26 protein-coding genes are annotated in these 25,598 nt (G+C 68.5%); 10 read left to right on the top strand and 16 right to left on the bottom strand.

Features of this window, described 5'->3' with window-relative positions; all coding sequences use genetic code 11:
- Positions 1-69: 69 nt before the first annotated feature.
- Together BHD05_RS03455 and BHD05_RS03450 are read right to left on the bottom strand one after the other, a co-directional pair.
- Positions 70-558, bottom strand: a complete 489-nt coding sequence (locus BHD05_RS03455; RefSeq protein ID WP_161885193.1) for a glutathione peroxidase — start codon at positions 556-558, stop codon at positions 70-72.
- Positions 559-639: 81 nt separating this feature from the next.
- The gene (locus tag BHD05_RS03450) at positions 640-2,766 is read right to left on the bottom strand and encodes a RecQ family ATP-dependent DNA helicase (RefSeq protein WP_161885192.1); all 2,127 of its coding nucleotides are present in this window, start codon (positions 2,764-2,766) and stop codon (positions 640-642) included.
- Between the two features lie 54 nt (positions 2,767-2,820).
- Between BHD05_RS03450 and BHD05_RS03445 the strand changes: the two genes are divergently transcribed.
- A complete protein-coding gene (locus tag BHD05_RS03445; protein WP_161885191.1) occupies positions 2,821-3,318 on the top strand; it encodes an 8-oxo-dGTP diphosphatase in 498 nt (165 codons plus the stop codon).
- On the opposite strand, the gene BHD05_RS15655 is transcribed toward BHD05_RS03445, so the two are convergent.
- The gene (locus BHD05_RS15655; protein WP_236966630.1) at positions 3,299-4,186 is read right to left on the bottom strand and encodes a DUF2510 domain-containing protein; all 888 of its coding nucleotides are present in this window, start codon (positions 4,184-4,186) and stop codon (positions 3,299-3,301) included. The two genes, BHD05_RS03445 and BHD05_RS15655, sit on opposite strands and share 20 nt — an antisense overlap.
- Positions 4,187-4,428: 242 nt before the next feature.
- Between BHD05_RS15655 and BHD05_RS03435 the strand changes: the two genes are divergently transcribed.
- The gene (locus tag BHD05_RS03435) at positions 4,429-4,758 is read left to right on the top strand and encodes a hypothetical protein (RefSeq protein WP_161885190.1); all 330 of its coding nucleotides are present in this window, start codon (positions 4,429-4,431) and stop codon (positions 4,756-4,758) included.
- 145 nt (positions 4,759-4,903) lie between these two features.
- Positions 4,904-6,259 carry an MFS transporter gene (locus BHD05_RS03430; protein ID WP_161887326.1) on the top strand — a complete coding sequence of 452 codons (1,356 nt, stop codon included), beginning with the start codon at positions 4,904-4,906 and terminating at the stop codon, positions 6,257-6,259.
- A gap of 50 nt (positions 6,260-6,309) precedes the next feature.
- Here the strand turns inward: BHD05_RS03430 and BHD05_RS03425 are convergent, their stop codons facing one another.
- The 3 genes from BHD05_RS03425 to pip form a co-directional block, all read right to left on the bottom strand.
- Positions 6,310-6,729, bottom strand: a complete 420-nt coding sequence (locus BHD05_RS03425; RefSeq protein ID WP_236966629.1) for a hypothetical protein — start codon at positions 6,727-6,729, stop codon at positions 6,310-6,312.
- A 138-nt stretch (positions 6,730-6,867) separates the two neighbouring features.
- Positions 6,868-7,059: a DUF1918 domain-containing protein gene (locus BHD05_RS03420; RefSeq protein WP_161885188.1), complete on the bottom strand. Its 192-nt coding sequence runs from the start codon at positions 7,057-7,059 to the stop codon at positions 6,868-6,870.
- Positions 7,060-7,191: 132 nt separating this feature from the next.
- The gene (gene pip / locus BHD05_RS03415) at positions 7,192-8,151 is read right to left on the bottom strand and encodes a prolyl aminopeptidase (RefSeq protein WP_161885187.1); all 960 of its coding nucleotides are present in this window, start codon (positions 8,149-8,151) and stop codon (positions 7,192-7,194) included.
- Positions 8,152-8,257: 106 nt separating this feature from the next.
- Here pip and BHD05_RS03410 point away from each other — a divergent pair, with 106 nt between their 5' ends.
- Both BHD05_RS03410 and BHD05_RS03405 read left to right on the top strand, forming a co-directional pair.
- A complete protein-coding gene (locus BHD05_RS03410; RefSeq protein WP_161885186.1) occupies positions 8,258-9,550 on the top strand; it encodes a GDSL-type esterase/lipase family protein in 1,293 nt (430 codons plus the stop codon).
- Positions 9,551-9,673: 123 nt separating this feature from the next.
- On the top strand, positions 9,674-10,237 hold the full coding sequence (locus BHD05_RS03405) for a hypothetical protein (protein WP_161885185.1): 564 nt from the start codon (positions 9,674-9,676) through the stop codon (positions 10,235-10,237).
- 61 nt (positions 10,238-10,298) lie between these two features.
- On the opposite strand, the gene BHD05_RS03400 is transcribed toward BHD05_RS03405, so the two are convergent.
- The 8 genes from BHD05_RS03400 to BHD05_RS03365 form a co-directional block, all read right to left on the bottom strand.
- Positions 10,299-11,288 (bottom strand): homocysteine S-methyltransferase family protein, encoded by a 990-nt coding sequence (locus tag BHD05_RS03400; protein WP_161885184.1) that lies wholly within the window; start codon positions 11,286-11,288, stop codon positions 10,299-10,301.
- A gap of 145 nt (positions 11,289-11,433) precedes the next feature.
- Positions 11,434-13,281, bottom strand: coding sequence for a DNA helicase RecQ (recQ, locus tag BHD05_RS03395; protein WP_161885183.1), 1,848 nt, complete (start codon positions 13,279-13,281; stop codon positions 11,434-11,436).
- Between the two features lie 45 nt (positions 13,282-13,326).
- Positions 13,327-14,295, bottom strand: a complete 969-nt coding sequence (locus tag BHD05_RS03390; RefSeq protein ID WP_161885182.1) for a CPBP family intramembrane glutamic endopeptidase — start codon at positions 14,293-14,295, stop codon at positions 13,327-13,329.
- 41 nt (positions 14,296-14,336) lie between these two features.
- Positions 14,337-14,891 carry a serine O-acetyltransferase EpsC gene (gene epsC, locus BHD05_RS03385; protein ID WP_161887325.1) on the bottom strand — a complete coding sequence of 185 codons (555 nt, stop codon included), beginning with the start codon at positions 14,889-14,891 and terminating at the stop codon, positions 14,337-14,339.
- A gap of 68 nt (positions 14,892-14,959) precedes the next feature.
- A complete protein-coding gene (gene cysK, locus BHD05_RS03380; protein ID WP_161885181.1) occupies positions 14,960-15,898 on the bottom strand; it encodes a cysteine synthase A in 939 nt (312 codons plus the stop codon).
- Between the two features lie 227 nt (positions 15,899-16,125).
- A complete protein-coding gene (locus BHD05_RS03375; RefSeq protein WP_161885180.1) occupies positions 16,126-16,449 on the bottom strand; it encodes a YtxH domain-containing protein in 324 nt (107 codons plus the stop codon).
- Between the two features lie 93 nt (positions 16,450-16,542).
- Positions 16,543-16,716, bottom strand: coding sequence for a CsbD family protein (locus BHD05_RS03370; RefSeq protein WP_161885179.1), 174 nt, complete (start codon positions 16,714-16,716; stop codon positions 16,543-16,545).
- Between the two features lie 76 nt (positions 16,717-16,792).
- A complete protein-coding gene (locus tag BHD05_RS03365) occupies positions 16,793-17,482 on the bottom strand; it encodes a hypothetical protein (protein WP_161885178.1) in 690 nt (229 codons plus the stop codon).
- 208 nt (positions 17,483-17,690) lie between these two features.
- Between BHD05_RS03365 and BHD05_RS03360 the strand changes: the two genes are divergently transcribed.
- Genes BHD05_RS03360 through BHD05_RS03345 form a run of 4 tightly spaced genes read left to right on the top strand, consistent with a single transcriptional unit; the run spans position 17,691 to position 20,150 of the window.
- A complete protein-coding gene (locus BHD05_RS03360; RefSeq protein WP_161885177.1) occupies positions 17,691-18,254 on the top strand; it encodes an RNA polymerase sigma factor in 564 nt (187 codons plus the stop codon).
- On the top strand, positions 18,251-18,862 hold the full coding sequence (locus BHD05_RS03355; RefSeq protein WP_161885176.1) for a hypothetical protein: 612 nt from the start codon (positions 18,251-18,253) through the stop codon (positions 18,860-18,862). The genes BHD05_RS03360 and BHD05_RS03355 overlap by 4 nt, the downstream gene beginning before the upstream one ends.
- Before the next feature lie 3 nt (positions 18,863-18,865).
- On the top strand, positions 18,866-19,192 hold the full coding sequence (locus tag BHD05_RS03350) for a hypothetical protein (protein WP_161885175.1): 327 nt from the start codon (positions 18,866-18,868) through the stop codon (positions 19,190-19,192).
- A gap of 43 nt (positions 19,193-19,235) precedes the next feature.
- Positions 19,236-20,150: a cation diffusion facilitator family transporter gene (locus BHD05_RS03345; RefSeq protein WP_161885174.1), complete on the top strand. Its 915-nt coding sequence runs from the start codon at positions 19,236-19,238 to the stop codon at positions 20,148-20,150.
- Between the two features lie 131 nt (positions 20,151-20,281).
- Here the strand turns inward: BHD05_RS03345 and BHD05_RS03340 are convergent, their stop codons facing one another.
- Positions 20,282-22,585: a bifunctional metallophosphatase/5'-nucleotidase gene (locus tag BHD05_RS03340; RefSeq protein ID WP_202614282.1), complete on the bottom strand. Its 2,304-nt coding sequence runs from the start codon at positions 22,583-22,585 to the stop codon at positions 20,282-20,284.
- A 168-nt stretch (positions 22,586-22,753) separates the two neighbouring features.
- Here BHD05_RS03340 and BHD05_RS03335 point away from each other — a divergent pair, with 168 nt between their 5' ends.
- Positions 22,754-23,701: an EamA family transporter gene (locus tag BHD05_RS03335; protein ID WP_236966628.1), complete on the top strand. Its 948-nt coding sequence runs from the start codon at positions 22,754-22,756 to the stop codon at positions 23,699-23,701.
- Positions 23,702-23,716: 15 nt separating this feature from the next.
- Here the strand turns inward: BHD05_RS03335 and BHD05_RS03330 are convergent, their stop codons facing one another.
- Entirely contained in the window at positions 23,717-25,591 is a 1,875-nt protein-coding gene (locus BHD05_RS03330) for a DUF4012 domain-containing protein (RefSeq protein WP_161885172.1), read from the bottom strand.
- Positions 25,592-25,598: the final 7 nt, after the last annotated feature.

Below are 25,598 nucleotides of genomic sequence, written 5' to 3'. Positions count from 1 at the left end.
CGCCGCAACGCGCCACCGAAACCGGCGTGTCTGCCTGATCCCCTCGGTTAGGTGCGGGTCTGGCGCGGGTCAGGCGCGGACGAGGCCCGACTCGATCGCCGCGATGACTTCGGGTGCATCCGGCTGCGTCGTCGGGCGGAACCGCTGCACGTCGCCGGTCGGCGAGATCACGAACTTCTCGAAGTTCCACTTGACCCTGCCGGCCTTGCCCGCGGAATCCGCGGTCTTGGTCAGTTCGGCGTAGAGCGGATGCGCCGAGCGTCCGTTCACCTTGGTCTTCTCGAACAGCGGGAACGTCACGCCGTACGTCATCGAGCAGAACTCCTGGATTTTCTCGGCGCTGCCCGGCTCCTGCCCGGCGAACTGGTTGCAGGGAAAGCCGAGCACGGTGAACCCGCGGTCGCTATAGGTCTTCTGCAGCTCCTCGAGCTTCTCGTACTGGGGCGTGAGGCCGCATTTCGAGGCGACGTTGACGACGAGCACGACCTGGTCGGCGTAGGCGGCGAGCGTGGTGGGCTGGCCCTCGGCGGTGGTGAGCTCGATCTCATGCAAAGTCATACGGCCACGATAGGCGCCCAGCCTGAGGCTCCGCCGGTCGTGGGCGCGCCAGAGCGCGCTGCTCGACCAGCGGAGCGCCAGCTACCCGCGCACTCCCAGCGCGAACGGCAGCACTCCCGCGGCCCCGCCCTGGCGCAAAATTCGAGCCGCGACGGTGAGCGTCCAGCGACTGTCGACGAGGTCATCGACCAGCAGCACCGGCCCCGACAGCGCCGACAGCGCCGACGCGAGCTCCCCGCCCACGGCGAAGCCACCCCAGACGCTCTGCAGCCGGTACGCGCTGTTTCCGCCGGGCTCGCCGACCGGGCCGTCGCCGACGATGTCGAGCGACCCGAGGTAGGGCAGCCGGCCAACTTCGGCGAGCGCTGTCGCAACGGATCCGACGAGCAGCGGATGCGACCGCGACGGCATCGAGACGACCGCGGCAGGGCGTTCGTCCCAGCCCCATTCGCCGAGCACCCGGATGCACGCGGCGATGAGCTGCGGGGATGCCGGAGCGTCGATGTTCGACGGGGAGAACACGGCGCGCAGGGTGCCGCCCCAGCCGAGGTCGGTGAGGCGGGCGAGGGCGCGGCCATCCAGCATCCGCTCGCCCGGCGCGATCTTGCCCTTCGCGGGCACGCCGAGGCGGTCTGCTCCGGTGGGCCACTGCGCGCGCGGCTCGATGATCACGCCGACGCGGTCGAGGGAGGATGCCGCCTTCGCCGCCTGCTCGTCCTGCACATCGACGGGGTACCATGCGCCGGCGCAGTTGTCGCAGCGCCCGCAGGGCACAGCGGTGTCGTCGTCGAGCGAGCGCTGCAGGTACTCCATGCGGCATCCGTCGGTCTGCTCGTACTCGATCATGTGCTGCTGCTCGGCGATCCGCTCGCCCGCGATGCGTTCGTAGCGTTCGCGATCGTAGGTCCACGGCTGGCCGGTCGCGACCCAGCCGCCCTGCACCCGCTTGACGGCGCCGTCGACGTCGAGCACCTTGAGCAGCAGCTCGAGCGGGGTGCGGCGGATGTTCACGCGCGCCTCGAGCGCGGGCGTCGAGAGGGGCGCGCCGCCGTTCGCGTTGAGCTCGTCGATGACGGTTTCGGCGCGCTGCTGGTTGGGCATCGACGCGGTTGCGAAGTACTGCCAGATCGCCTCGTCCTCGGTGCCCGGCAGCAGCAGCACGTCGGCGTTCGCGGTGGCGCGGCCGGCGCGACCCACCTGCTGGTAGTAGGCGACGGGAGAGGACGGCGCGCCGAGGTGCAGCACGAAGCCGAGGTCGGGCTTGTCGAAGCCCATGCCGAGCGCGCTCGTGGCGATGAGCGCCTTCACCTGGTTGGCCTTGAGCAGCCCCTCCGACTCCTCCCGCTCGCCGGTGTCGGTCTGCCCGGTGTAGGCGCGCACGACGTGTCCGGCCTCGCGCAGCAGGCGGGCCGTGTCTTCGGCGGCGGCGACGGTGAGGGTGTAGATGATGCCGCTGCCGGGCAGGTCGTCGAGGTGGCTGAGCAGCCAGCCGAGCCGGGCGCCGGCATCCGGCAGCCGCAGCACGCCCAGCCGGAGGGATGCCCGGGCGAGCGGCCCGCGAATCGTCACGACGTCGGTGTGCTCGGCCCCGGGAGCGAGCGCGCCGAGCTGCTCCGCGACATCCTGCACGACCCGGCTGTTGGCGGTCGCGGTCGTCGCGAGCACGGGCACACCGGCCGGCATCTGCGCGATGAGGTCGCGCAGGCGCCGGTAGTCGGGCCGGAAGTCGTGCCCCCAGTCGGAGATGCAGTGCGCCTCGTCGACGACGAGCATGCCGACCCGCGGGATCAGCTGCGGCAGCTGCTGCTCCCGGAACGACGGATTGTTGAGCCGCTCCGGCGAGACGAGCAGCACGTCGACCTCGTCGGCGGCGAGCTGCCGCAGCACGTCGCCCCACTCGTGCGCATTGGTCGAGTTGATCGCGACCGCGCGCACCCCGGCGCGGGCCGCCGCGGCGATCTGGTCGCGCATCAGGGCGAGCAACGGCGAGACGAGGATAGTCGGGCCCGCGCCCTGCTGGCGCAGCAGCAGCGTGGCGACGAAGTACACCGCCGACTTGCCCCACCCGGTGCGCTGCACGACGAGCGCGCGCCGGCGGTCGTCAACGAGCGTCTCGATGGCCTCGAACTGGCCCTCGTGAAAGGCGGCGTCGTCACGCCCGACGAGCGTGCGCAGGATCTCGAGGGCGGATGCGCGGGTGTCGGTCATCCATCCAGCCTGACAGAGACCCACGACACCGCCCATCAACTACGCTTGGCGCCCATGGTCCTGCCCGAGGTGAGCGTCTGCTATCTGCTGCGCGAGACCGCGGCCGGGCCCGAGATTCTGCTCGGACGCAAGAAGACCGGACTGGGGCTGGGCAACCTCGTCGGCCCCGGCGGCAAGCTCGAGGCTGGCGAGACGCCGACGGATGCTGCGGTGCGCGAGACACGGGAAGAGGTCGGCGTGACCGTGCATCCGGATGCGCTCACCCTCATCGGCGAGCTCACCTACCCTTTTCCGTACCGTCCAGCGTGGAGCCAGAAGTCGTGGGCGTTCCTCTGCCGGGAGTTCTCCGGCGAGCCCGTCGAGTCGGAGGAGCTGCGCCCGGAATGGTTCGCGCTCGACGCCCTGCCCCTCGACCGGATGTGGGCCGACGCCAAGCACTGGCTGCCGTTGGCCCTCGCCGGGCGGTTCGTGCGCGCGACGTTCACGTTCGCGGCCGACGGCAGGTCAGTGGAGTCGTCGGATTTCGTGCCGGCTAACCAGCCGTCGACATGACGGGCTGCGAGTAGGAGAACCCGTCGGTGAGGTTGTCGATCCGCACCTCGAGGGTGCCTGCGGCGCCGGTGTCATCGGTGACCGCGCAGTCGAGCGTCGCCCCCGGCAGGATCCGCTCCGGCGTTCCGCAGTCCACCGTGTGTTCGGTGCCGCCGACGGACAGCTCCCACGCGATCGACTCCTCGATGTTGCCCGTGACAAGCGGCACAAACGAGGCGCGGAGCGAGAACGCGAGCAGCACGCATGCGGCGGCTGCGATCAGCACGTTCAGGAACCACACCCAGGCGGGTGCCGAACCGATTCCCGCATGCTTGCGGGTGACGACAGCCCGCGCGATCAGGTAGACCGGTGCGCCGAGCAGCGACCACGATGCCCGAGCGACATCGTGGTGCCCCCAGATGCGTAGGCGGCGCACATCACGCACAGCGAAGACGATCGTGACCAGATAGGGCAGCAGGAGCACGGCGAGTATCCACCAGGTCCACCCGTAGAGGGTGATCAGAACGAGCGCGGCGGCGGCCGCGGCGAACGCGATGAACGGGCTGAACGCGATGATCCAGACGGAAATCGAACTCCATCGGCTCGGCAGGATGTCCCAGCCTCCGGGGGTGTCGACGCGGCGCGCGACGACGAGCGCGGGCCGATTGCTTTCGTGACGAGGCCAGCCGAAACCTAGCTCCGGCTCGGGCTCCGGCTCCGGCTCCGGCTCCGGCTCGGGCTCGGGCTCCGGCTCGGGCTCGGGCTCCGGCTCCGGCAGTGGTGCCGTGTGCTCCGACCAGCCCTCGCCCGTCCACCAGCGCATGCGGGTCGGCGACGACGGATCCACGTGCCATCCGGCGGGAACCACAGCGGTCGGAACGTCAGTCACGTGGCCCCCCAATGATCGTTGCCCCATCGTGGCGTGCGCGAGCGCCCGGCGCCTTCCCCATATCTGGGGTGAAACGCCCGTTCTCCGGCCGGGCGCCACGGCGAGCAGGGGAACTGCCGCCGCAAAACAACCCCTCGCCCGGCCCAGTGCCCGCCCCTATTCTCGGAGCATTGATCGCCCCCAGCACCGCACCTCACAGCATCCGAGGTCACAGCACATTCAACGACGAATGGAGCGACGCGATGACGGCAATTACCACGATGCGCAAACGGATGCGGCCACGGTCGAGGCTCGGCTGGTGGAGTTCCGGCCTTGCGGGTCTTGTCGTGTTTGTCGCCCCGCTCGCGAGCCTCGTCACGGGTCTCGTGATCCGCCTCTTCGAGAGTTCCTACGTTGTGAGCACGAGCGATGCGGTGTTCCTGACGATTCCGTGCGTCGTGGCATCTGCCGCACTCGGCATCGCCGCGATCCTTCTACGGCGGGACCACAGCCCCATCGTGGTTCTCGTGACTGCCGCCATGACGACGATCACGGTCTTTCTCTGGGCGGAAGAGTTCCTCTTCCGCATCTGAGCCCGCACCTAGACTCGCACAGGCCCCTCGCGCGCCTTCCAGTCAGGAAGGTAGACGAGGATGGGCCAGTGACGGAGACCACGCGGTGACGAGCAGAGCCGACGTCGGATTCCGATCGGAACGCGGCCCGATCCTCATCGCCATCATGATGGCGACCGGACTGGTCGCCATCGACGCGACGATCCTCGCGACCGCGATCACCTCCATCGTCGGCGACCTCGGCGGATTCGCCCAGTTCCCGTGGCTGTTCTCGATCTACCTGCTCGCGCAGGCCGTCTCCGTGCCCATCTACGCTAAACTCTCGGAGGTTCTCGGGCGCAAGCCGATCATCATCTTCGGCATCGCCCTGTTTCTGCTCGGCTCGATCCTCTGCGGGCTTGCCTGGAGCATGCCGGCGCTCATCGCGTTCCGCGCCGTGCAGGGCCTCGGCGCCGGCGCGGTGCAGCCGACGGCGATCACCATCGTGGGCGATATTTACACCATCGCCGAGCGGGCGCAGGTGCAGGGCTATCTCGCGAGCGTCTGGGCGATCTCGTCGGTCGTCGGCCCGACCCTGGGCGGGTTGTTCTCCGAGTTCCTGTCCTGGCGCTGGATCTTCTTCATCAACATCCCGCTATGCATCGTCGCGGGCTGGATGATCATGCGCACCCTGCACGAGCGGATCGAACCGCGCGCGCACCGCGTCGACTACCTCGGCGCCGTGTTGCTCACGAGTTCGCTCAGTCTGCTCATCCTCGGCATCCTCGAGGGAGGGCAATCGTGGGCATGGGATTCCCCGCTGAGCATCGGGGCATTCGTCGTCGGCGGGCTCCTGCTCGGATGCTTCGTGCTGGCCGAGACGCGCGCCGCCGAGCCGATCCTGCCGCTCTGGGTCTTCTCCCGCCGGCTGCTGCTGACCACGGCGCTGGTGGGGCTCGGCGTCGGCGCGATCCTGATCGGCCTCACCTCGTACGTGCCCACCTACCTCGAGGGGTCACTCGAGGTGTCGCCGCTCGTCGCGGGGCTCGCCCTCGCCGCGCTGACGATCGGCTGGCCGATCTCGGCATCCCTCTCCGGGCGCTTCTACCTGCGCATCGGGTTCCGCAACACGGCGCTCATCGGAATGGTCGTCGTGGTCTCTGGCGCGGTCATTCTCGCCGCATTCGCGGGCGAGCCGAACCTCGTCACCGTCGCGGCGAGCTGCTTCCTCATCGGCCTGGGACTCGGCCTCGTCGCCACGCCGACGCTCATCGCCGCCCAGTCGAGCGTCGAGTGGAACCAGCGGGGCGTCGTGACCGGCGCGAGCCTGTTCTCCCGCTCGATCGGCAGCGCGATCGGCGTCGCGATCTTCGGTGCGGTCGCGAACGGCATCTTCGCGGCATCCGGGGGCTCCGGAACGGATGCTGAGACGATCACGACCGCGTCGTCCGCGGTGTTCCTCGCCGTGGTCATCGCGGCGGCGGCAACCGTCGTCGCGGTCGTCGCGATGCCGCGCACCCCGGCTCAGGGTTCGCGGGCGTAGCCACCGGCGCGGTCGCACGTGGCGAGCTGCTGCTGCACGACTGAGCCCGGTCAGAAGATGCGGTCGCGCGCCACCATTGGCGGCGGGTCGAGCGCGGGCGGGTACGGGTGGAACAGGTCGAGCATGAGCAGCACAAGCACGATCTCGAGCAGTCCCGCGCCGAAGTACACCGCCTGCAGGAAGCTGTACGGGATCAACACCATCTGCACGAAGACCCAGATCACCATTCCGAAGCCGGCGACGGCGGATGCGGCGAGCGCCCAGGTCGCGCGGCGGAGCAGCAGCACGAAGGCGAGGGCGTGGGTGCCGCCGACGACGAGTATCAGCACGAGCCCCGGCAGCAGATAGGAGTTGAAGGGGGTCCCCTCGAGCCACTCCAGCGGTGGGACGATGCCAAGCGATCCGGCCCGTTCGCCGAGCGCGAGGGCCACACCGCTCACCACCGCGCTGAGCGCGACGATCACCTGCACGGCTAGCAAAGGTATACGCCAATTCATTAGCGCTCAGCGGCTCCTCTCAGCTCTCGCGTGAGTCAGCTCGCGGCCGGGTCGAGTCTTGCGTGGGCCAGCTCTTGTTCGGCCGCTCTTGCGTGGCCGCTCTTGCGTGGGTCAGCTCTTGTTCGGCCGCTCGATTATGGTGTCGCCGCCGGGGAACACGAGCGCCTCGTGTCCGTCGTCGAATCGCACGAAGTACGGTGCGGTCCCCTCACTGCCACGCACTTCGAGGATCTCGCCGTGCCGGTCTGGCGACTCGACCGTCTTGCCTCGGATCACAATCCGCTCGCCTGCCTTCGCGCGCATCTGCGCCACCTCCTGGCGAAATCGTAACGCCCGGGTCCCGCGACAATAAGGGGTTGCCGCCGGGCGGATGCCGTGCGGCGCGCTGTCATCATTCAGGAGTTGGGGCCCGGCCGGGCTGTCATCGGTCAGCGGTCAGCGGTCGGCAAACCCGTCCGTCGCCTCGATCAGTGCCGACAGGATGCCGGGCTCGTCGAACGAGTGCCCCGCATCGGGGACCATGTGGAACTCGGCTTCCGGCCAGGCCCGGTGCAGATCCCACGCGGTGACGGGCGGGGTGCAGATGTCGTAGCGGCCCTGCACGATGACGGCGGGGATGTCGCGCAACAGGTGCGCGCCCGCGATCAGCTGGCCGTCGGCCATCCACCCCTTGTTGACGAAGTAGTGATTCTCGATGCGCGCGAACGCCAGCGCGAACCGGGGGTCGGAGAAAACGGCCACGGTCTCGGGTTGTGGCAGCAGGGTGATCGCGCTCGCCTCCCAGGTCGACCAGGCCACCGCCGCGGGACCGTGCACCGCCGGATCGGGGTCGTTGAGCAGTGCGTGGTACGCGTCGATGTAGCCGCCACGCTGCCCGCCGGGAACCTGCGCCGCGTAGCTCTCCCACACATCCGGGAAGATCTGCCCGGCCGGGCCCTCGTAGAACCAGTCGAGCTCGGTCTCGCGCAGGGTGAAGATGCCGCGCAGCACGAGCTCGGTGACCCGATCCGGATGCGTCTGGGCGTAGGCGAGCGCGAGGGTGCTGCCCCAGCTCCCGCCGAAGACCTGCCAGCGGTCGATCTCGAGGTGCTCGCGCAGCCGCTCGATGTCGGCGACGAGGTGCCAGGTGGTGTTGACCGCGAGGTCGTAGCCCGGCTCGCTCGCGTGCGGCACGCTCCGGCCCGATCCGCGCTGGTCGAACAGGATGATGCGGTACTTCGCCGGGTCGAATGCCCGGCGGTGCTTGGGCGCGACCGCACCGCCCGGGCCTCCGTGCAGGAACACGACGGGCTTGCCCTGCGGGTTACCGGATGCCTCCCAGTACAGGCTCTGTCCGTCGCCAACCTCGAGCAGGCCGGAGTCGTGTGGTTCGATCTCGGGGTAATAGGTGCGCATCGGCCCAGCCTAGGTCGATCGCGCATAATCCTGATCGCCAGCCGAGCAAACGGCTGATACGGTCGATAGTGACCGGTCTTCACGACTGGTGAGACTGGGGGGTCTCATGGACAACGACGAATCCCGCGCAGGCATTGGTGGCGCACCGCGGGGCGTTCTCACCGAACTCAAAAACCTCACCCTCAGCCCCGCGATGAGTCTCTGGGGTTCGAGCGTCGACCGATCCCTCCGGCACGTCCCCCGCCCGACCGGTCCCGCGCGGGCGAATGCCGCGGGACGGGACAGCCTGCGCGCCATGATCTTCGGTGCCGGCCCGGCGGTCGGCTGGGGCGTCGCAACCCACGACCTCGCGCTTCCGGGCGCGTTCGCTCGGGCGCTGTCCGCGGCCACCGGACGGGGGGCGGATGTCGACCTCGCCGCCGATCCGGACATCTCCATCTCCAGTGCCCTGCAGGCCGTTCTTGCCATGCAGCTCTGGCGCTACGACGTGATCGTGATCGTGCTCGGCGTGAACGACGCAACACGCCTGACACCGCTCGGCACCTGGCAGCAGAAGCTCGACGACCTGGTCGCAGGGGTGGAAGAAGCCACCTCGACCGGAACGAAGGTCGTCGTGACGGGCATCCAACCAATCCGATCCATTCCGACCTTCGATTCGGTGTTCGGCACAGTCGCGGACCAGCACGCCGCGGAGATGAACGCGATAACCCAGCAGGTGTGCGCCCGCTCGGAGCGGGCGACGTTCGCGCCGCTCACCTCGGTCTCCGCCGTCAACACGACCCGGCATCGCGAGCCCGCCGCCTACACGCACTGGGCCGGCGAGATCGCGCGGGTGATCCCGGCCGGCCTCAACGACGTGCTCCGGGTGCCTCGGGATCCGCACCGCCCGAGCGCGGCCGACGAGCCGGCACACGAGGCGCACCGCCAGCGCGCCCTCGACCGGATGGGCCTGAACGCCGTGCCGAATGTGCGCCTCGACCGAATGGTCTCGATCGCGCGCCGCGCGCTGAGAACGACGTCTGCGCTGTTCACTGTGATCGACGGCGATCGGCAGTGGCACAAGGCGCGCAGCGGCACCCAGGTTACCGAGATCGCGCGCTCCGACGGGTTCTGCGACTTCACGATCCGCACCCGGGAGGGGATGATCGTGTGCGACGCACGGAAGGATCCGAGGTTTCGCAACAACCCGCTCGTCACCGGCAAGCCGTTCATCCGGTTCTATGCGGGATTCCCGATCGAGTCGCCCACCGGCGAGCGGATCGGCGCGCTCTGCGTCTTCGATTCGGATCCCCGCGCGGAGTCCGACGTAGACATGGTCTACCTGCGCGAACTCGCCCATCTGGCGCAGCGGGAGCTCGAGCGGGACGGGCGGGACGACCCCGGCGACCGACATCGCTGAGACTGTTTAGGTGCTTTTCGCTCTAGGTTCTACCCCCTGCCTCTGCGCGTCGAAACGGGGTTAGAGTCCCCCTAATAGGGGTCATTTGACCTTCCCCCGTCTCGACACACCAGGAGAAGCGCCATGTCAGAACGCAACACTTTCGTCCGCTCAATGCACGATCTCGGTCTCGCGGCCTGGTTTGGCGGCGGCCTCATGGGCGCCGTCGGCCTCAACGGCGCAGCGGCGCGCGCGAACGACCCGACGGAGCGGTTAACCCTCTCGTCGGCGGGCTGGGCGCGTTGGGCGCCGGTGCAGCTGGGCGCTCTGGTCATCCACGGCGTCGGCGGTCTTGCCCTGATCCTCGCGAACAAGTCGCGACTGTCTGCGCAGTCGGAGGGCCGCACCAACACGATCGTCAAGATCGCCGTCACCGCCGCCGCGCTCGGCACGACCTTGTACTCCGGCGTGGTGGGGAAGAAGATCGCCGAGCACGCCGACGAGGGCGGTAAAGGTGTCACCGAGGCGGGCTCCGGGGCGAGCTCGGAGCTCGAGTCGGCCCAGACGCAACAGAAGTACTTGCAGTGGGCGACCCCGGTGCTCACCGCCGTGCTCATTGTGCTCGCCGCGCAGCAGGGCGAGCAGCAGCGGCCACTCGCCGGGATTCTGCGGTCGAAGTGGAGCGAGCTGATGGACCACTCACGCTGACGAGCGGAGCCGCGCGGCTACCGCGGGTAGTCGGCGGCCGCGGGTAGTCGGCTACCGCGGGTCAGTCGGCGGCCGCGCCGATTCGCGGTAAACCGATGGCCGAACCGGAGGCGACGGCGGAGCGACCGATGGCCTCGATGTGCCGGGTGTCGCATCCGCAGCATCCGCCGAGCATCGTGAGCTGGGGGTTGGTTCGCCGCAGCTCGCCGAGCTGGCGCCCGAGTTCCTCTGGGTCGCCATCGTCGAGCGTCTCGGAGTTGTCGAGTTCGGCGTGGCTGCAGCGGGATGCGTTCGCGCGGATCCCCCTGACCCGCCTGCGCACAGCGTCGTCGTCCCACATGCCCTCGGCGAGGTGCGTCGGATGCGCGCAGTTGATCGCGAAACACTCCGGGTACCAGCCGGAGTCGATGTCCACCGCGGAAATGGCCTCGCTGATGCTCTCGCCGCTCGCGAGCCGGCCGTCGGTCTCGACGGTGAACGAGATGACGACGGGCATCCCCGCCGCCTGGGCGGCACGGGTGATACCGATCGCCTCCTCGCTGTAGTTGAGGGTGAGCGCGCTGATGAAGTCGGCCTCGGTGTCGGCGAAGATGTCGATCTGCCAGGAGTGGTAGTCGGCGGCCTCCTGCGCGGACTGCCTCTCGGAGCTGGCGTAGCCGCCGGCGCGTGGACCGACCACCGCCGCGATCACGATCCGGGAGGCATCCGTCTCCCAGACCCGTCGCACCTTTTGGGCGAGCAGCACGGACGAGCGATTGACCCTCTCGAACTCCTGAGAGCCGTAGCCGAGACGGGCGGTCCAGTCGGGATTTGCGCGCCACGTCGCCGTGTCGAGAACGAAGCCCAGGCCGAGCCGGGTGGCGACCGCAGCGTGACGATTGAAGTAGGAGCGCAGCACATCGCGACCCTCGTCAGAGCGCAGCAGCTCGCATGCCGCGAAATGCGGCAGATCGATCCCCTCCCAAAACAAGAGGGTGGTCTCGAGCCCGGCGTCAGTGAGGAACAGCGCGCCCTCCTCCAGTTGCGGAAGGGCGGCGCGGTACTTCGGCATGCGGGCTCCGATCAGCGATGACCACCCCCATTGGTTGGCCCAACGCTAGACCGGCGCCCGCGCCGGTGCAACTGGGTTGTGCGGCGCGTCGGTCTACTCCCCAGGCGAGCCGTCGCGCGGGCGTGCCGTCGCGCCGTCGCGCGGGTCAGGCCGCGCTGATCGCGTCGAGGAGCTTCTGCCCGTACTTCTCGAGCTTCGACTCGCCGACGCCCGACACCGTGCCCAGCTCGGCGAGGGTGCCGGGGGTGCCTGTCGCGATTTCGCGAAGGGTCGCATCGTGGAAGATCACATACGCCGGAACGCCCTGCTCCTTTGCCTCGGCGGCACGCCAGGCCCGCAACTTCTCGAACAGCGGGGTGGCTCCCGCGGGGAGCTCGGCGGATGCCCCGCGCGCCGTGCGCGACGCCTTCTTCGCCGGGCGATCGGGCTCGCGGCGCAGCGAGACCTTGCGTGCCCCGGAGAGCACCGCGGCGCTGTCGTCGGTGATCACGAGTGTGCCGAAGCCGTCGCTGTTGACCTGGAGTAGTCCCTGCGCGAGCAGCTGCCGCACGACACCGCGCCACTCGGGCTCGCTCAGCTCGCCGCCGATTCCGAAGGTGCTCAGGTTGTCGTGGCCGTTCTGTTCCACGCGCGGCGTGCGCTTGCCGAGCAGGATGTCGATGAGCTGACCCGCGCCGAACTTCTGGTTGCGCTCGCGCTGCAGTCGCACGACCGTCGACAGCAGCTTCTGGGCGGCGATGGTGCCGTCGATCGACTCGGGCGGCGACAGGCAGGTGTCGCAGTTGCCGCACGCGGTCGACGTCTCGCCGAAGTAGGCGAGCAGCTGCACCCGGCGGCATTCGACTGTCTCGCACAGCGCGAGCATCGCGTCGAGGTGCGCGGAGAGCTTGCGTCGGTGAGCATTGTCGCCCTCCGAGTCGGCGATCATCCGGCGCTGTTGCACGACGTCCTGCAGCCCGTAGGCAAGCCACGCGGTCGACGGCAGCCCGTCGCGGCCCGCGCGTCCGGTCTCCTGGTAGTAGCCCTCGACGCTCTTGGGCAGGTCGAGGTGGGCGACGAACCGCACATCCGGCTTGTCGATGCCCATCCCGAACGCGATCGTCGCGACCATGATGATGCCGTCTTCGCGCAGGAACCGCGACTGGTTGGCGGCCCGGACCGGTGCCGGGAGGCCCGCGTGGTACGGCAGAGCGGGGATTCCGTTGTCGACCAGCATCTGCGCGGTCTTCTCGACGGATGCCCGCGAGAGGCAGTAGACGATGCCCGCGTCGCCGTCGTGCTCGCTACGCACGAGCTGGAGCAGCTGCTGCTGGGGCGAGTTCTTCGAGGCGATCCGGTACTGGATGTTCGGACGGTCGAAGCTGGCCACGAAGTGCTTCGCCTCGCCGAGCTGCAGGCGCTGGGCGATCTCGGCGTGGGTCTGCTCGGTCGCGGTCGCGGTGAGCGCGATGCGCGGCACTGTCGGCCAGCGCTCGTGCAGCACCGACAGCTGCAGGTAGTCGGGGCGGAAGTCGTGGCCCCATTGCGACACGCAGTGCGCCTCGTCGATCGCGAACAGAGCCATCTCGCCCCGGTCGAGCAGGGCAGCGGTCGACTGCACCCGTAGCCGCTCCGGCGCGAGATAGAGCAGGTCGAGCTCGCCCGCGAGATAGGCGCGCTCGACGGCCGCCTTGGCATCCGGGGTCTGGGTGGAGTTCAGGTAGGCCGCGCGCACCCCGACGGCGGAGAGTGCGTCGACCTGGTCCTGCATGAGGGCGATGAGCGGGGAAATGACGATGCCGGTTCCGCGGCGCACAAGCGCCGGGATCTGGTAGCAGAGGGACTTGCCGCCGCCGGTGGGCATCAGGACGAGTGCGTCGCCGCCGGATGACACGTGGTCGATGATCTCGGCCTGGTTTCCGCGGAATTCGTCGTAGCCGAAGACGCGGTGCAGCACCTCGGCCGGTGCGCTGCGCGCGAGGGGGCGGGCGGGCGCATCCGGTGTCGAACTCATACCGGCAAGTTTACGAGGCCCCGCCGACAGCCAGGCCCGCGCGGCTCAACCAGCGGAATCTCGGGCGGGCTGCTCGACCGGCGGCCAGCCGGCGGCGTCCACGACCGGCACCGGCTCCGGCGGCAGCAGCGTGCGCGTCGTGACGAGGCCGCTGCGATTGGCGGCGCGCACCACGAGCGCCGAGTAGGCGACCATGATCAGGCCCGTCACGAGAAGTCCGATCGGGCTGCCGGAGTCGGCGTTGAGGTCGGTCAGCCCGACCGCGCCGAGCACGAACAACGTGGTGTTGTTGATCACGTGCGCCACGATCGCGGCCTCGAGTCCGCCGGTGCGCCAGGTGAGCCAGGCTGCGGTGACGCCGAAGATCGACACGTCCAGCAGCCCCCACACGTCGTAGTTGTGGCCGATCGCGAACAGCGGCACGGGAAGCAGGATCGCCCAGGCCGGATGCTTCAGCCAACCGCCGATCGTCTGCATGAGAAACCCGCGAAACACGTACTCCTCTGCCGTCGCCTGCAGCGGGGTGAGTACGAGCGCAAGCGCGATGAGCACCCACGTCGTCGACGTGATGACCGGCGACAGCGGGCCCGCCCCGCTGAGCGGATCGATCACGAGGAAGGAGAGCCCGAAGACCACGCCGTAGACGAGCAGCCCGATCGGGATGCAGCGCGCGAGCCAGCCCCACCGCAGACGCCCGGCCACCGACGACAGCAGGCCGAGCGGCCACGGCCCCATGATGAGCGTCGCGAAGATGACCGCTGGCAGCAGCAGGGCGATCGAGCCGACGGCGAATGCGAAGGTGATCGGGTCGGACAGGTCGATCTCGCCCAGCGTGAGGAGGTCGTTGAAGTTGCCGAAGACATCCGGCGACAGGAACGACCCGACGATGAACCCGACCGCGATGATGATCGACAGCACGAGGAAGATCGCCCCACCGATAAGCGCGGTGATCAGCGACTTCCACCACTTGTACTTCGGCCACGAGCGGGCGAGTCGGTGATAGGCGTAGTCCACGGGACGAGCCTAGACACACTCCCCTGACAATGGGGTCAACCTCAGATGTAGATCGCCGGATCGATGTAGAAGTCGTCGCTGGCGGCATCCGGCGCATTGATCGGCACGGCCTTCGCGGGAATTCCGGTCAGCACCGAGCGGGCCGGGGCATCGCGCACTACAACCGCGCCGGCGCCGACGCTGCTGCCCTCGCCGATCGTGATCGGTCCGAGAATCACCGCGCCGGCGCCGACGAGAACGCCGTTGCCGAGGGTCGGATGCCGCTTCTCCAGCTTCGTGCTGCGGCCGCCGAGGGTGACCCCGTGGTACAGCATCACGTCGTCGCCGAGCACCGCGGTCTCGCCGATCACGACGCCCATGCCGTGGTCGATGAACAGGCGGCGCCCGATCGTCGCGCCGGGGTGGATCTCCACTCCCGTCGCGGCGCGCGCGGCCTGCGAGATCGCCCGGGCCACGAAGAAGAAGCGGCGGCGCCACAGCTTGTTCGCCAGCCGGTACCACCAGACGGCGTGCACGCCGGGGTACAGCCAGAACACCTCGGCGTTGCTGCGCGCGGCCGGGTCACGCAGCCGGGCGGCGGCGATGTCCTCGGTCATGCGCGGGCCGACGCCGACGCCGAACGCGGCGCGCAGCCGCCGACGCGCGCCGGCCAGGTAGCTCAATCTCAGTCCTGGAGGTGTTCGAACAGGATGCTGGAGAGGTAGCGCTCGCCCGTGTCGCAGATGATCGCGACGATGGTTTTGCCAGCGTTCTCCGGGCGCTTCGCCAGCTCGAGGGCGGCCCAGATGATCGCGCCGGAGGAGATTCCGGTGAAGATGCCTTCCTCGGTGGCGAGGCGGCGGGCGATGTCGAGCGAGTCGTCGAGAGTGACGTCGATGATCTCGTCGTAGGCGTTCTTGTCGAGGATCGACGGCACGAAGTTGGCTCCGATGCCCTGGATCTTGTGCGGTCCGGCCTTGCCCTCGGTCAAAAGCGGCGAGTCGATCGGCTCGACGCCGACGATCTGCACGCTGGGCTTGCGCTCCTTGAGCACCTGGCCGACGCCCGTGATGGTGCCGCCGGTGCCGATGCCCGCGACGAAGATGTCGACGGCGCCGTCGGTGTCGTTCCAGACTTCTTCCGCGGTGGTCTCGCGGTGGATCTGCGGGTTCGCCTCGTTGTCGAACTGGCGGGCCCAGATCGAGTTCGGGGTGTTCGCGACGATCTCCTGCGCCTTCTCGATCGCTCCGCGCATCCCCTCGGATCCGGGGGTCAGCACGATCTCTGCGCCGAACGCGCGCAGGATGACGCGGCGTTCCTTGCTCATCGTCTCGGGCATCGTCATGATCACCTTGTAGCCGCGGGCGGCGCCGGCCATGGCCAGCGCGATGCCCGTGTTACCGCTCGTGCCTTCGACGATGGTGCCGCCGGGCTTCAGCTCGCCGGACTTCTCGGCGGCGTCGATGATCGCGACCCCGATCCGGTCCTTGACGCTGCCTGCGGGGTTGTAGAACTCGAGCTTCCCGAGAATCGTGGCTCCGACGCCCTCTGCCAATCGGTTGATGCGCACAAGGGGCGTGTTTCCGACAAGTTCAGTGACGTTGGAGTAGATGCGTCCGGCCATGTGTGCGCGTTCCGTTCCTGATTTGGGGGCAGTCGTACATACCCTAACCACCAGCGCTGCACGGGCCCCAGATATTCCGGCAGCTTTCATCATTCAGGAGTTGGGTATCGAAAACTCGGCCACCACCCGCCCAACCGGCCATTAAGTAAGGGCGGATGCCGCCGAATCAGTCGATTCGGCAGCATCCGCCCTACTTTGGCCCTGCTACTCCTGAATGATGAAAGTAATCAGTGGCCGTGCTCGCCCGCGTCGGCGTTCTTCGACGAGTCGGTGCCGCTCTTGTCGGAATCGCTCTTGTCAGAACCGCTCTTGTCGGAGTCTTTCTTGTCAGAACCCGACCCGCCATGCATCGCATCTTCGGCCTTCTTGCGCAGTTCGGGGGCCTTCTCGGCGACGCGCGACTTGGTCTCCCTGATGCCGCTCTGAACCTTGTCGCTGTTCCAGAGCTTGTCTGCCCTGACCTTCAGCTTCTCGTAGGCCTCTCGTCCGGCCCTGGAGCCGAGGACGTAACCTGTGGCAGCACCTGCCACAAAGAGAATTTTGCCCATCATGAGGTTCTCCTTCGCTCTGAGCCCAGTGCTCAGTAGTAGTTGGTGAATGACGTTCCCGCCGAGCCCAGTCGGCGGGAACATCAAGTTGTGGGGCTAGCCCTTGAAGACGTCCTTGACGTTTTCACCGGCCTGCTTGGCGCTGCCCTTGGCCTGGTCGGCCTTGCCCTCAGCTTCCAAACGCTCGTTGTCGGTGAGCTTGCCCGCGGTCTCCTTGGCCTTGCCCATCATCTTCTCGCCCGTGTTCTGAGCTTTGTCATCGGCACCCATTGTCATCTCCTTTGTCACTGATTCTGTTGGGGGAAATGCCGGTCGGAGGATCTCCTCCCGACGGTCAGTCTGTTGGCTAGCGCACGGCCGACCCGGGCGCGCCTGGCGGTGTGAACGGCGGGGCAGGGCCGGTGGATGCTGGGGGCGCAAAGCGGCTCACGACCGCGGCACGACCGTCGACGGCGCCGGCATCCGTTCCGAGCACGATCCCTTGCTGGCGCTCGAGGCGCACGCCGATGATCGCGCTCACGAGCAGGAACGCCAGGCCGAGGCTTGCGCCGAGCACCGCTATCGCGATGAGGATCAGGTCGTAGATGTAGCCGGGATTCGCGGAGGGTGAGCCGACGAATTCCGAGATGAACGACGCGCGGCCGAGCGCGCGGAGCACCACCTCGGTGCCGACGAACGCCGCGAACGCGAGTGCCGCAACGGCGACGGCGATCACGACCACGGCGCGCATCGAGCTACCGTGCTCCGGCATCGCTGGCTCGGCCGTCGCTCGGTCGGCCAGCGGCGACACCGGCGTCGCCGCCTCGGGAAGTGCTGCCCCTGCGCGGGTAATCGACGCAGGGGAAGAGTGGGTGGATCGCTCGGGAAGTGCTGCCCCCGCGGGTGCGCTCACCGCAGGGGAAGATGTGGGGAATCGGGCAAGGATGCCGTCCCGCACCGACCGCGTGGGCTTCAGCCAGCGACCGGACCGCATCAGATTTATGGCGCGCCCTTCGCGTGCGGGGAGTTCAAGATAGGTGGAGCGGCGCTTGTTCACGGGAGTCCTCTGGTGTGCGTCGCGAGTCGCAGTAGTTCGAATTGCTGAAATCGCTGCCATTTTGGGGCTCCCGGGGTCTGGGGGAGAGTCTCTTCAACCATCACGGGATGCGACGGTTATGAGATAGTCATTGACTAAGACGGTGCCGGGGGCCACTTCGTCACGCCGCGGGCAAAACTAGTTGGAAAATGAGGAGGTGGTCACCGTCGTGTCTGAACACGCTCCGGCATCCCTCACCGACGCCGACGATCGCACACTCGCCGGGCGGGCCGCCGACGGCGACGTGCGGGCGTTCGAGGTGCTCGTGCGCCGGTACGGTCCGCTCATGCGCGCCTATGCCACGCGCATCCTCGGGTCGAATGCAGAGTCCGACGACGTCGTTCAGGAGGCCTTCGTGACGTCGTGGCAGCAGCTGTCGACGCTCGACGACGGGCGAGCTGTGAAGAGCTGGATGATGCGCATCGTCAGCAATAAGAGCATCGACCGCCTGCGCGCCAGGCGCGAGCACGGCGACATCGACGACCATGATCCTCAGGAGCCGATCGAGAAGTCCCCGGCGCATGTCGCCGAGTCCCGCTCCCAGGAGCAGGCGCTGTCGCAGGCACTCGCGGCCCTCCCCGAGCCGCAGCGACAATGTTGGACTCTCAGAGAGCTCGCCGACTACAGTTACGAGGAAATAGGCGAGCAACTCGACCTGCCGACCTCCACCGTGCGCGGCCTTCTGGCCCGCGCGCGAAAGGCACTGACTCGAGAAATGGAGGCATGGCGATGAGCAACGATTCTGCCGAGCATGCCGATTTCTCCGGCGACGAGCCCGAGGGCCTCGACGGCCACACCATCGAGGAGCTCAACGACTACCTCGACCGCGACCGCACCCCGAGCGACGACTCGATCGACAACTCCCCCGGCTCCCAAATCGCCCTCGCCGCACTCGAGCGCCTGCGCGGCCTCACGAGAACACTCCTCGACCGGGATGCCCTCGCCGAGCCGGAGCGCGACGACAACTGGGTCACGTCGATCCTCGCCAACCTCACGCGCGAGGTGCACGCGGGCCGCGACATCCCGATCACCCACGGCTCCTCCAGCGCCCGACTCAGCGTCACCGAGGGTGCGGTGCGCGGCATGATCCGCGCCGCCGGCGACTCGGTGGGCGGCATCGTCACGGGACGCTGCCGCCTCGAGGGCGACGTCGCAGTGCTGGGCGAGCCGATCAACGTGCTCGTCGACGCGAATGCCTTCTGGGTCGATCGCCTCGCGGAGGCCGAGGAGGACGTTCGCCGCGCGGTGCGTGCCGAACTCGAGCGCCACACCGAGCTCACGATCGCGGCCATCGACGTAACCATCGAGGATGCCTCGGCGTCACTCGCCCCGACGGAGTAGCAGATGCCCGACACTGACACCATTTCCACTGACCTCACCGATCTCGTGCAGTCGACCCCCGGTGTGCTGATCGTGTACGACGCGGCGTCGACAATCGGGCGGGTGCTCGACAAGGTCGTGGACTTTGTGACCGGACGCGAGTCCGACACCAACCCCGTCGTCGTCAAGGAACCGAAGAGCGGCACGCAGGTGCGCGTGAACATCGGAGTGAGTGACGACGAGTCAGCATCCGATATCTGCCGCAGGGTGCACGACACTGTCGCCGCGTACCTTGAGCAGCAGGGCGACGAGGCCTCCGAGATTTCGGTGAAGGTCTGCAGCATCGGCTGAGAGCCCGTGGTGGGCGGCCCGACCCGCTCTCTACAGTTGAGGTATGGCACACGACCACGGGGCATCCGATCTGACGAACACTCGTCGGCTGGTGATCGCGATCGCCATCACCGCGAGCGTGTTCGTGCTCGAGGTCGTCGGCGCGCTGGTCTCCGGGTCGCTAGCCCTGCTCGCCGACGCCGGGCACATGCTCTCCGACCTCACCGCGCTGGTGATCGCGCTGATCGCGATCGCGATCGCCGGACGCCCGGCATCCGATCGGCGCAGCTACGGCTCCCGCCGCGCGGAGGTCTTCGCTGCCCTCGTGAACGGGCTGATCCTGCTCGGGGTCGTGGGTTTCGTGGCGATCGAGGGTGTGGGCCGGCTGCTCGATCCGGCCGGAACCGTCGTGCTCGGCACCCCGATGCTCATCGTCGCGGCGATCGGCGGGCTCGCCAATGTGGCGTCGCTGCTCGTGCTGCGCGGCGGGCGCAAGAACTCGATCAACATGCGCGGCGCCTACCTCGAGGTGCTCGGCGACCTGGTCGGGTCGATCGCCGTGATCATCGCCGCCGTGATCATCCTGCTCACCGGATTCGTCGCGGCGGACGGCATCGCGTCGCTCGTCGTCGCGGGGCTGATTGTGCCGCGCGCGCTGTCGCTGCTGCGGGAGGCGACGAGCGTGCTGGCCGAGTCGACCCCGCGCGGAACGGATGTCGACCTCATCCGCGACCACGTGCTCCGCACTCCGGGCGCGGTCGGGGTGCACGACGTGCACGTGTGGGCGATCACGCCCGGGGTCAACGTGTTCTCCGCGCATGTCGTGGTCGAGCCGCGCGTGTTCAGCGAGGGCGGCGCCGGGCGGATGCTCGATGCCTTGGGATTGTGCCTGGCCGACCACTTCGACGTCGAGCATTCGACGTTCCAGCTGGAGCCGGCGGAGCACGCCGCGCACGAGGAGCACGGCGGGCACCGGTAACTGCACGAGCAGGTAGCTGCACGAGCAGGTAGCTGCACGAGCAGGTAGCGACACAGAGGGGACCCGCCTGTCGGCGAGTCCCCTCTGTGCAGTCGTGCAGTCGTGCAGTCGTGGCGGTGAGACCGCGACGGCTACTTGCTAGTGCCTACCTTGCGGCCGGTGATCCGTCGGGCGACTACCAGCAGCAGGCCGGAGCCGAGCAGCAGTGACGCGAGCAGCCAGGCGTTGCCGACGTCGGCTCCTGTCGAGGCGAGGCCGCCCGTCGAGGTGCCCGAGCCGGTCGTGCCCGTTCCGGTTCCCGTTCCCGAGCCCGTGCCCGTGCCCGGCGTGGTGCCAGGATCGGTTCCAGGATCGGTGCCGGGGTCAGTTCCGGGGTCGGTTCCAGGATCGGTTCCAGGGTCAGTGCCAGGATCGGTTCCGGGGTCGGGGTCAGGCGTGATGACCTCGGCGGCGAACTCGATCGGAACCGTGACCGACGTGCCGGTCTCGGCAACCGAGACAGTGAGCGTCTGGGCGCCGAAGACGCCCTCGGGGACCGTGAACGTGATCGACGCGCGGCCGACCTCGTCTGTCGTGTCGACGATGGCGGGGTCGATCGCCGAGGTGCCGAGCACCGTCTCACCCAGGGAGACGGTCGCGGTACCGGTGTTCGGCTCTCCGGCGCTGAACAGCAACGACGACAGGTCGACCGTGACCTCGGAGCCCTGAGCGAACGGACCCTCCGGCAGAACGACGCCGACGGCGCGCTGGACGTATGACGGAGACTCCGTCGGGTTGGCGCTGAAGTAGTCGACCATGCTCTGCAGGTCGATCTTGCCCGTGTCGACGCGGTTCGTGCCCCGCGCAAGGGTGAGGAAGTTGTCTCCACCGCTCGCGAGGAACGAGTTCACGGTGACACGGTAGCTGTCCGTCGGCTGCACGAGCGTACCGGCGACGAAGATCTGCGTGATGCGCTCACCACGGGCCGCGGTCGGGTCGTAGGTGTAGCTGACCGTGTCCGAGACACCGAGTTTGAGGAACGGCCTGCTCGATCCGTCCGGCTGCCACTGCTCTTCGAGAACAGCCTTCAGCTGAGCACCGGTGAGGTCCATGGCGACGAGGGTGTTGGCGAAGGGTTGCACGCTCGCGGCCTCCTGGAAGGTCACCACACCTTCGGCGTCGCCGGGGGTGCCGTCGATTGCCGCGTAGCTGAGGTTCGCGCGGAGTCCGCCTGGGTTCATGAGAGCGAGGTCGACTCCGGCATCCTCGGTCGCCCACAGCTGCACGTCGGCGACGAAGTTGCCGAGGGTCGACTCACCGCCGCGGTTCTCGGTACCCGCGGTCTGGCGCGCGCGGTTGAAGTCGGCGGTGATGTTGCCGAGCTGGACCGCGCCCTCGACCGCGGCGACCGCGACGGCATCCGCGACGATCTGCTCGATCTCCGGCACCGGGGCGAACGGGCCGGGGCCCGTGGCGTTCGCGAGAGGCCTGACATCGGAGGTGATCGCGAGGAGCTCCTTCGTGGTCGGGTCGACCGAGAGGTTCATGATGCCGTACTTCTCGCCGTACTGGCCGGCCGAGATCACCGGGCGCGTCTCGAGGCTGTCGGGCTTCGCGATCTGGTGGTTGTAGGCGAGGTGCGTGTGGGCAGAGACGATGGCGTCGACCTTGTTGTTGACGCCGGAGACGAGGCGACCGAAGACCGAGTCGTCGGTGGACGAGGCGATGTCGGTGGTCGCGGCGCCCTCGTGCACGAGCATGATGAGCACATCGGCTTCGCCGTTGGTGTCGTCGCCGTCGCTGAGCTGGTCAGCGACACGGTTGACCGCTGGCACAACAGCGCCGACGGAAAGCGACGCGATGCCGGCCGGGCTCACGAGCGATCCGAGTTCCTCGGTCGTTGCGCCGATGAACCCGACGCGCACTCCCTCGAGCTCCTGAACGAAGTACTCGTCGTACGCAGGAGTGGTGGTGCCGACCTCGTAGAGGTTGGCGCTCAGGTAGGGCCAGTCGGCCGCGGGGATGACCCGGTTGTCGAGGTCGTCGCGCCCGTTGTCGAACTCGTGGTTGCCGAGCGCGGAGGCATCGAGGCCCGCCGCGTTGAGCGCGTCGATGGTCGGCTGGTCCTGCTGGATGAACGACGTGAACGTCGACGCGCCGATGAGGTCGCCCGCACCCACGAGGAGGGTGTTCGGGTTCAGGTTCTCGTAGTAGTCCACGAGCCCGCCGAGCACGGCGGCTCCGGCTGCCCCGCCGGATGCCTCGAGGCGTCCGTGGAAGTCATTGGTGGTGAGCACATCAATGCTCACCGGAACGGCAGGAAGGGCGATCGCGGGAGGTGCCGCGAATGCAGAGAATCCAACCGCGAGCGCGACCGCCGTGGCGACAACCCTCCGGCGAGATCGTGGCCGCGTCGGGGACGCGGCTCGGGTGGCCGAGGGCAGGCTTTCGCGCATGGGCGAGGGCTCCTTGTGGGGGATCGTGGTCGATAAGTCACCCCCTCATGGAGGCCTTGTTTGACACTAACGGCACCGTGCAATATCCGCTATGACTAAGAGGAAATGTCATCGAGCGTTAACCAGTAGCGTGTTCCTGTCCCCCTCGATTGGCTGCCCTTGTTTTCAGTGATTCTCGGTCTGACCGGTGCCCTCGTCTACGGCGCCGCCGACTTTTTCGGGGGGATAGCCGCCAAGCGCATCAGCGCTCTCAAGGTCACGGCGATCGGCGCCGCGAGCGGACTCGTCCTGCTCCTGCTGCTGCTCCCCGTCACCGGCGGAACCTGGTCGGTCGAGGCCGTCACGCTCGGCGCTCTCTCCGGCATCTCCGGGGCACTGGCCATCTCGCTGCTCTACGCCTGCCTCGCGATCGGGCCGATGAGCATCCTCTCCCCCCTCACCGCGGTGATCTCGGCGATGGTGCCCCTGACCGCCGGGGTGCTGCGCGGCGATCGCCTCCCGCCGCTCGGCTACCTCGCGCTCGGCCTCGCCCTGATCGCGGTCGTCCTCGTCGGGTTCGTGCCCGACCGCAAGGCTGTGCGGCCGTCGGCCAAGGCGCTCGCGATGGCGGTCGGGGCGGGCTCGCTGATCGGCGTCTTCCTGATCGTGATCGACCTGACGCCGAGCGACTCCGGCGTCGTCCCGCTCATCGCCAACCGCACCGTGAACGCGACGCTGATGTTCACGACGATCGGCGTGCTCGCCGCTCTCGCGTCGAGGCGGGCCCGGCGGTCGGATGCTGCGGTGCGGGCGGATGCAGCGGGCTCGACGACCGCCTCGACCTCCGCGTCATCCGGCCCCGCCAGCTCCCCCGCCAGCACCCCCGGACGCCTCGCCCGCTGGTCCCCCGGGCTCCGGCTCGCGGTCGTGGGCGGCACCCTCGACGCGACCGCGAACGTGCTGATCCTGCTCGGCCTGCGCGCGGGCGACCTCAGCATCATGGCCGTGCTCACGGCGATGTACCCGGCGGGCACCATCATCCTCGCGGCGGTGCTGCTCAAGGAGCGCATTACGCCGACGCAGGGCATCGGGCTCGTGCTCGCCCTCACCGCCGCGGCGATGCTCGCGCTGATCTAACCGCCCTGCATCCGCTCACTCTCCGGCGACGGTAGCGCAGTCGAGCGGTTTCGTCACGATCTCGGTGGGGTTCACGAGCGGGGTCACCTGCGCTTCGAGCGCCTTCGTTCCAGGCTCTGCTGAGGCGAAGTCGTAGGTGAGCGTCACGGTCTCCCCGGGCCGCACGAGCACGACAAGCTTCGCGACCGGATAATCGGTGTCGTGCAGGTCGGCGATCGCGGCGGGTTCGCCGTCAACGGTCGCCCCTGTGATGCTCGCTCCGGGGGGCGCGTAGAGCACCACCCACAGGCGCTGAGCGGCGCGCGGAACCCCCTCACTCTTCCAGGTGCCCACGATGGAGGGCGAGAGGGTCGCGGCATCCGCGGGGTCGACGGTATTGGTCAGCTCGACCGTCACCCGGTTGCTCTGCCGGCCGTCGTCACGGCAGCTCGCCGTGCCGAGCGCCACGCTCTGCTGCAGGTAGTAGTTGAGTTTCGAGCCCACGTTGTCGTGAAAGTAGAGGCCCACGCGGTCGGTCTCGTCGTCGCTGACCGGCAGCTCGCCGGTGAGGCCGTTCGCTTCGAGTTGCGCCTGCTCCTGCGGGTTGGTGCTCCAGAACAACAGTCGGCGCTCCTCCCAGCCCTGCAGCAGGGCAGCGACGAGAATGGCCGGGTCGACCTGCCCGCCCGTCAGCTGGTCGAATGTCGCCTCGACGGCCTCGGCGTAGACGGCGTCCTGAGAGATGTTGTCGAGGGTGGTGTCACCCGAGTTGAACCACCGATACACGCTGTTGAGCAGCACCGTGACGGTGCTGTCTCCGGTGAGAACGTCACCGTTGGAGAGGGGAATCGGGTCGGTTGCCCTCATCACGTACCCGAGAGCGACCGGGTCGGCCGACAGCACCCCGTCGATCTCCATCCCGAACGAGCGTCTCCAGTTCTCCCGGGTGATCGCCGCAGCTGTGCCGAAGCTCGGCCGGGTGGTCGCGTTCGCAATGAAGGTGCCGAGGTAGCCCGGATAGATCTCGTTCACCCCGTCGGGCAGCGGAACGATCGACTCCGGGTAGGTGGGGAACCCCGCCCGCGACGTCGGCACCGCCGGCAGCAGGTCGATCGCGCCGTTGTCGACGGTGATGACGGCGAACGAGAGGGCCGTTCCGCCCAGTGCGCGGGATTCTGCGGGGTTCTGAAACATGAGCACGTAGGTGCGCGGGGCCTCGGAGCCGAGCGCGGGCGGCAGCATCGGAACGATCGTGTTGAGGGTCTCGAGCGTCGGCGCGAGCTCGGCGAGCAGCGCGGCGAGCTTGTCCCTCGCGTCGGCGATCGGCCCGATGGTGCCCTCCGTGTCGATCGAGTCGACCGCCTCCACGGCGCGCCCGACGGCGACGGTCGCCTCCTCGATCGCGGGAACGGCAGCGATGAGCGGCTCGAGGTCGACGACCTGTTCGACGGGGGTGAAGGATGCCGGGTCGATGCTGCCGGCGACGCCGACGAGCGGGGCCGCGACCTCCGTCATCACCTGGTCGGTGACGGCAGCGAGCTCGCGCACGGCGGTGAGGTTCTTGCCGAGCACCGGAAACCCCTCGCCAACCCGCCACAGCACCCCGTCGGTGAGGTCGGCGGCGCGGCTGGTGTGGCCCATGACTCGCTCGAGGGTGGCGTCGGCCGCCCCGAGGTCGAGCGCCATCGCCTCACTCTGCAGCTGCGGAACCAGCGCCTGCGCCGACTCGAGTTCGGTCTTGGCCTCGAGGGCGCGGGTGCCGACATAGGCGGCGGATGCTCCGGCGGCCACGATCAGCGCGACGACCACGATCGCCCAGAACCACCAGCGGCGCAGGATGCTGCGGCGCGGCGCACCCGTGCCGGGCGCAGGCTCCGGCTTCAGGGCGGGCGAGTCAGCGCTGGCGGTCACGAACACA

The organism is Marisediminicola antarctica (assembly GCF_009930795.1).
Classification (GTDB): domain Bacteria; phylum Actinomycetota; class Actinomycetes; order Actinomycetales; family Microbacteriaceae; genus Marisediminicola; species Marisediminicola antarctica.
Note: the sequence above shows the minus strand (reverse complement) of the source record. Positions and strands in the feature narration are given on the sequence as shown.

Coding starts and splice junctions, on each gene's coding strand:
- BHD05_RS03455 (WP_161885193.1), bottom strand. CDS start 558: ATGACTTTGCATGAGATCGAGCTCACCACCGCCGAGGGCCAGCCCACC.
- BHD05_RS03450 (WP_161885192.1), bottom strand. CDS start 2,766: ATGACCGACACCCGCGCATCCGCCCTCGAGATCCTGCGCACGCTCGTC.
- BHD05_RS03445 (WP_161885191.1), top strand. CDS start 2,821: ATGGTCCTGCCCGAGGTGAGCGTCTGCTATCTGCTGCGCGAGACCGCG.
- BHD05_RS03435 (WP_161885190.1), top strand. CDS start 4,429: ATGACGGCAATTACCACGATGCGCAAACGGATGCGGCCACGGTCGAGG.
- BHD05_RS03430 (WP_161887326.1), top strand. CDS start 4,904: ATGATGGCGACCGGACTGGTCGCCATCGACGCGACGATCCTCGCGACC.
- BHD05_RS03420 (WP_161885188.1), bottom strand. CDS start 7,059: ATGCGCGCGAAGGCAGGCGAGCGGATTGTGATCCGAGGCAAGACGGTC.
- pip (WP_161885187.1), bottom strand. CDS start 8,151: ATGCGCACCTATTACCCCGAGATCGAACCACACGACTCCGGCCTGCTC.
- BHD05_RS03410 (WP_161885186.1), top strand. CDS start 8,258: ATGGACAACGACGAATCCCGCGCAGGCATTGGTGGCGCACCGCGGGGC.
- BHD05_RS03405 (WP_161885185.1), top strand. CDS start 9,674: ATGTCAGAACGCAACACTTTCGTCCGCTCAATGCACGATCTCGGTCTC.
- BHD05_RS03400 (WP_161885184.1), bottom strand. CDS start 11,288: ATGCCGAAGTACCGCGCCGCCCTTCCGCAACTGGAGGAGGGCGCGCTG.
- recQ (WP_161885183.1), bottom strand. CDS start 13,281: ATGAGTTCGACACCGGATGCGCCCGCCCGCCCCCTCGCGCGCAGCGCA.
- epsC (WP_161887325.1), bottom strand. CDS start 14,891: ATGACCGAGGACATCGCCGCCGCCCGGCTGCGTGACCCGGCCGCGCGC.
- cysK (WP_161885181.1), bottom strand. CDS start 15,898: ATGGCCGGACGCATCTACTCCAACGTCACTGAACTTGTCGGAAACACG.
- BHD05_RS03375 (WP_161885180.1), bottom strand. CDS start 16,449: ATGATGGGCAAAATTCTCTTTGTGGCAGGTGCTGCCACAGGTTACGTC.
- BHD05_RS03370 (WP_161885179.1), bottom strand. CDS start 16,716: ATGGGTGCCGATGACAAAGCTCAGAACACGGGCGAGAAGATGATGGGC.
- BHD05_RS03355 (WP_161885176.1), top strand. CDS start 18,251: ATGAGCAACGATTCTGCCGAGCATGCCGATTTCTCCGGCGACGAGCCC.
- BHD05_RS03350 (WP_161885175.1), top strand. CDS start 18,866: ATGCCCGACACTGACACCATTTCCACTGACCTCACCGATCTCGTGCAG.
- BHD05_RS03345 (WP_161885174.1), top strand. CDS start 19,236: ATGGCACACGACCACGGGGCATCCGATCTGACGAACACTCGTCGGCTG.
- BHD05_RS03340 (WP_202614282.1), bottom strand. CDS start 22,585: ATGCGCGAAAGCCTGCCCTCGGCCACCCGAGCCGCGTCCCCGACGCGG.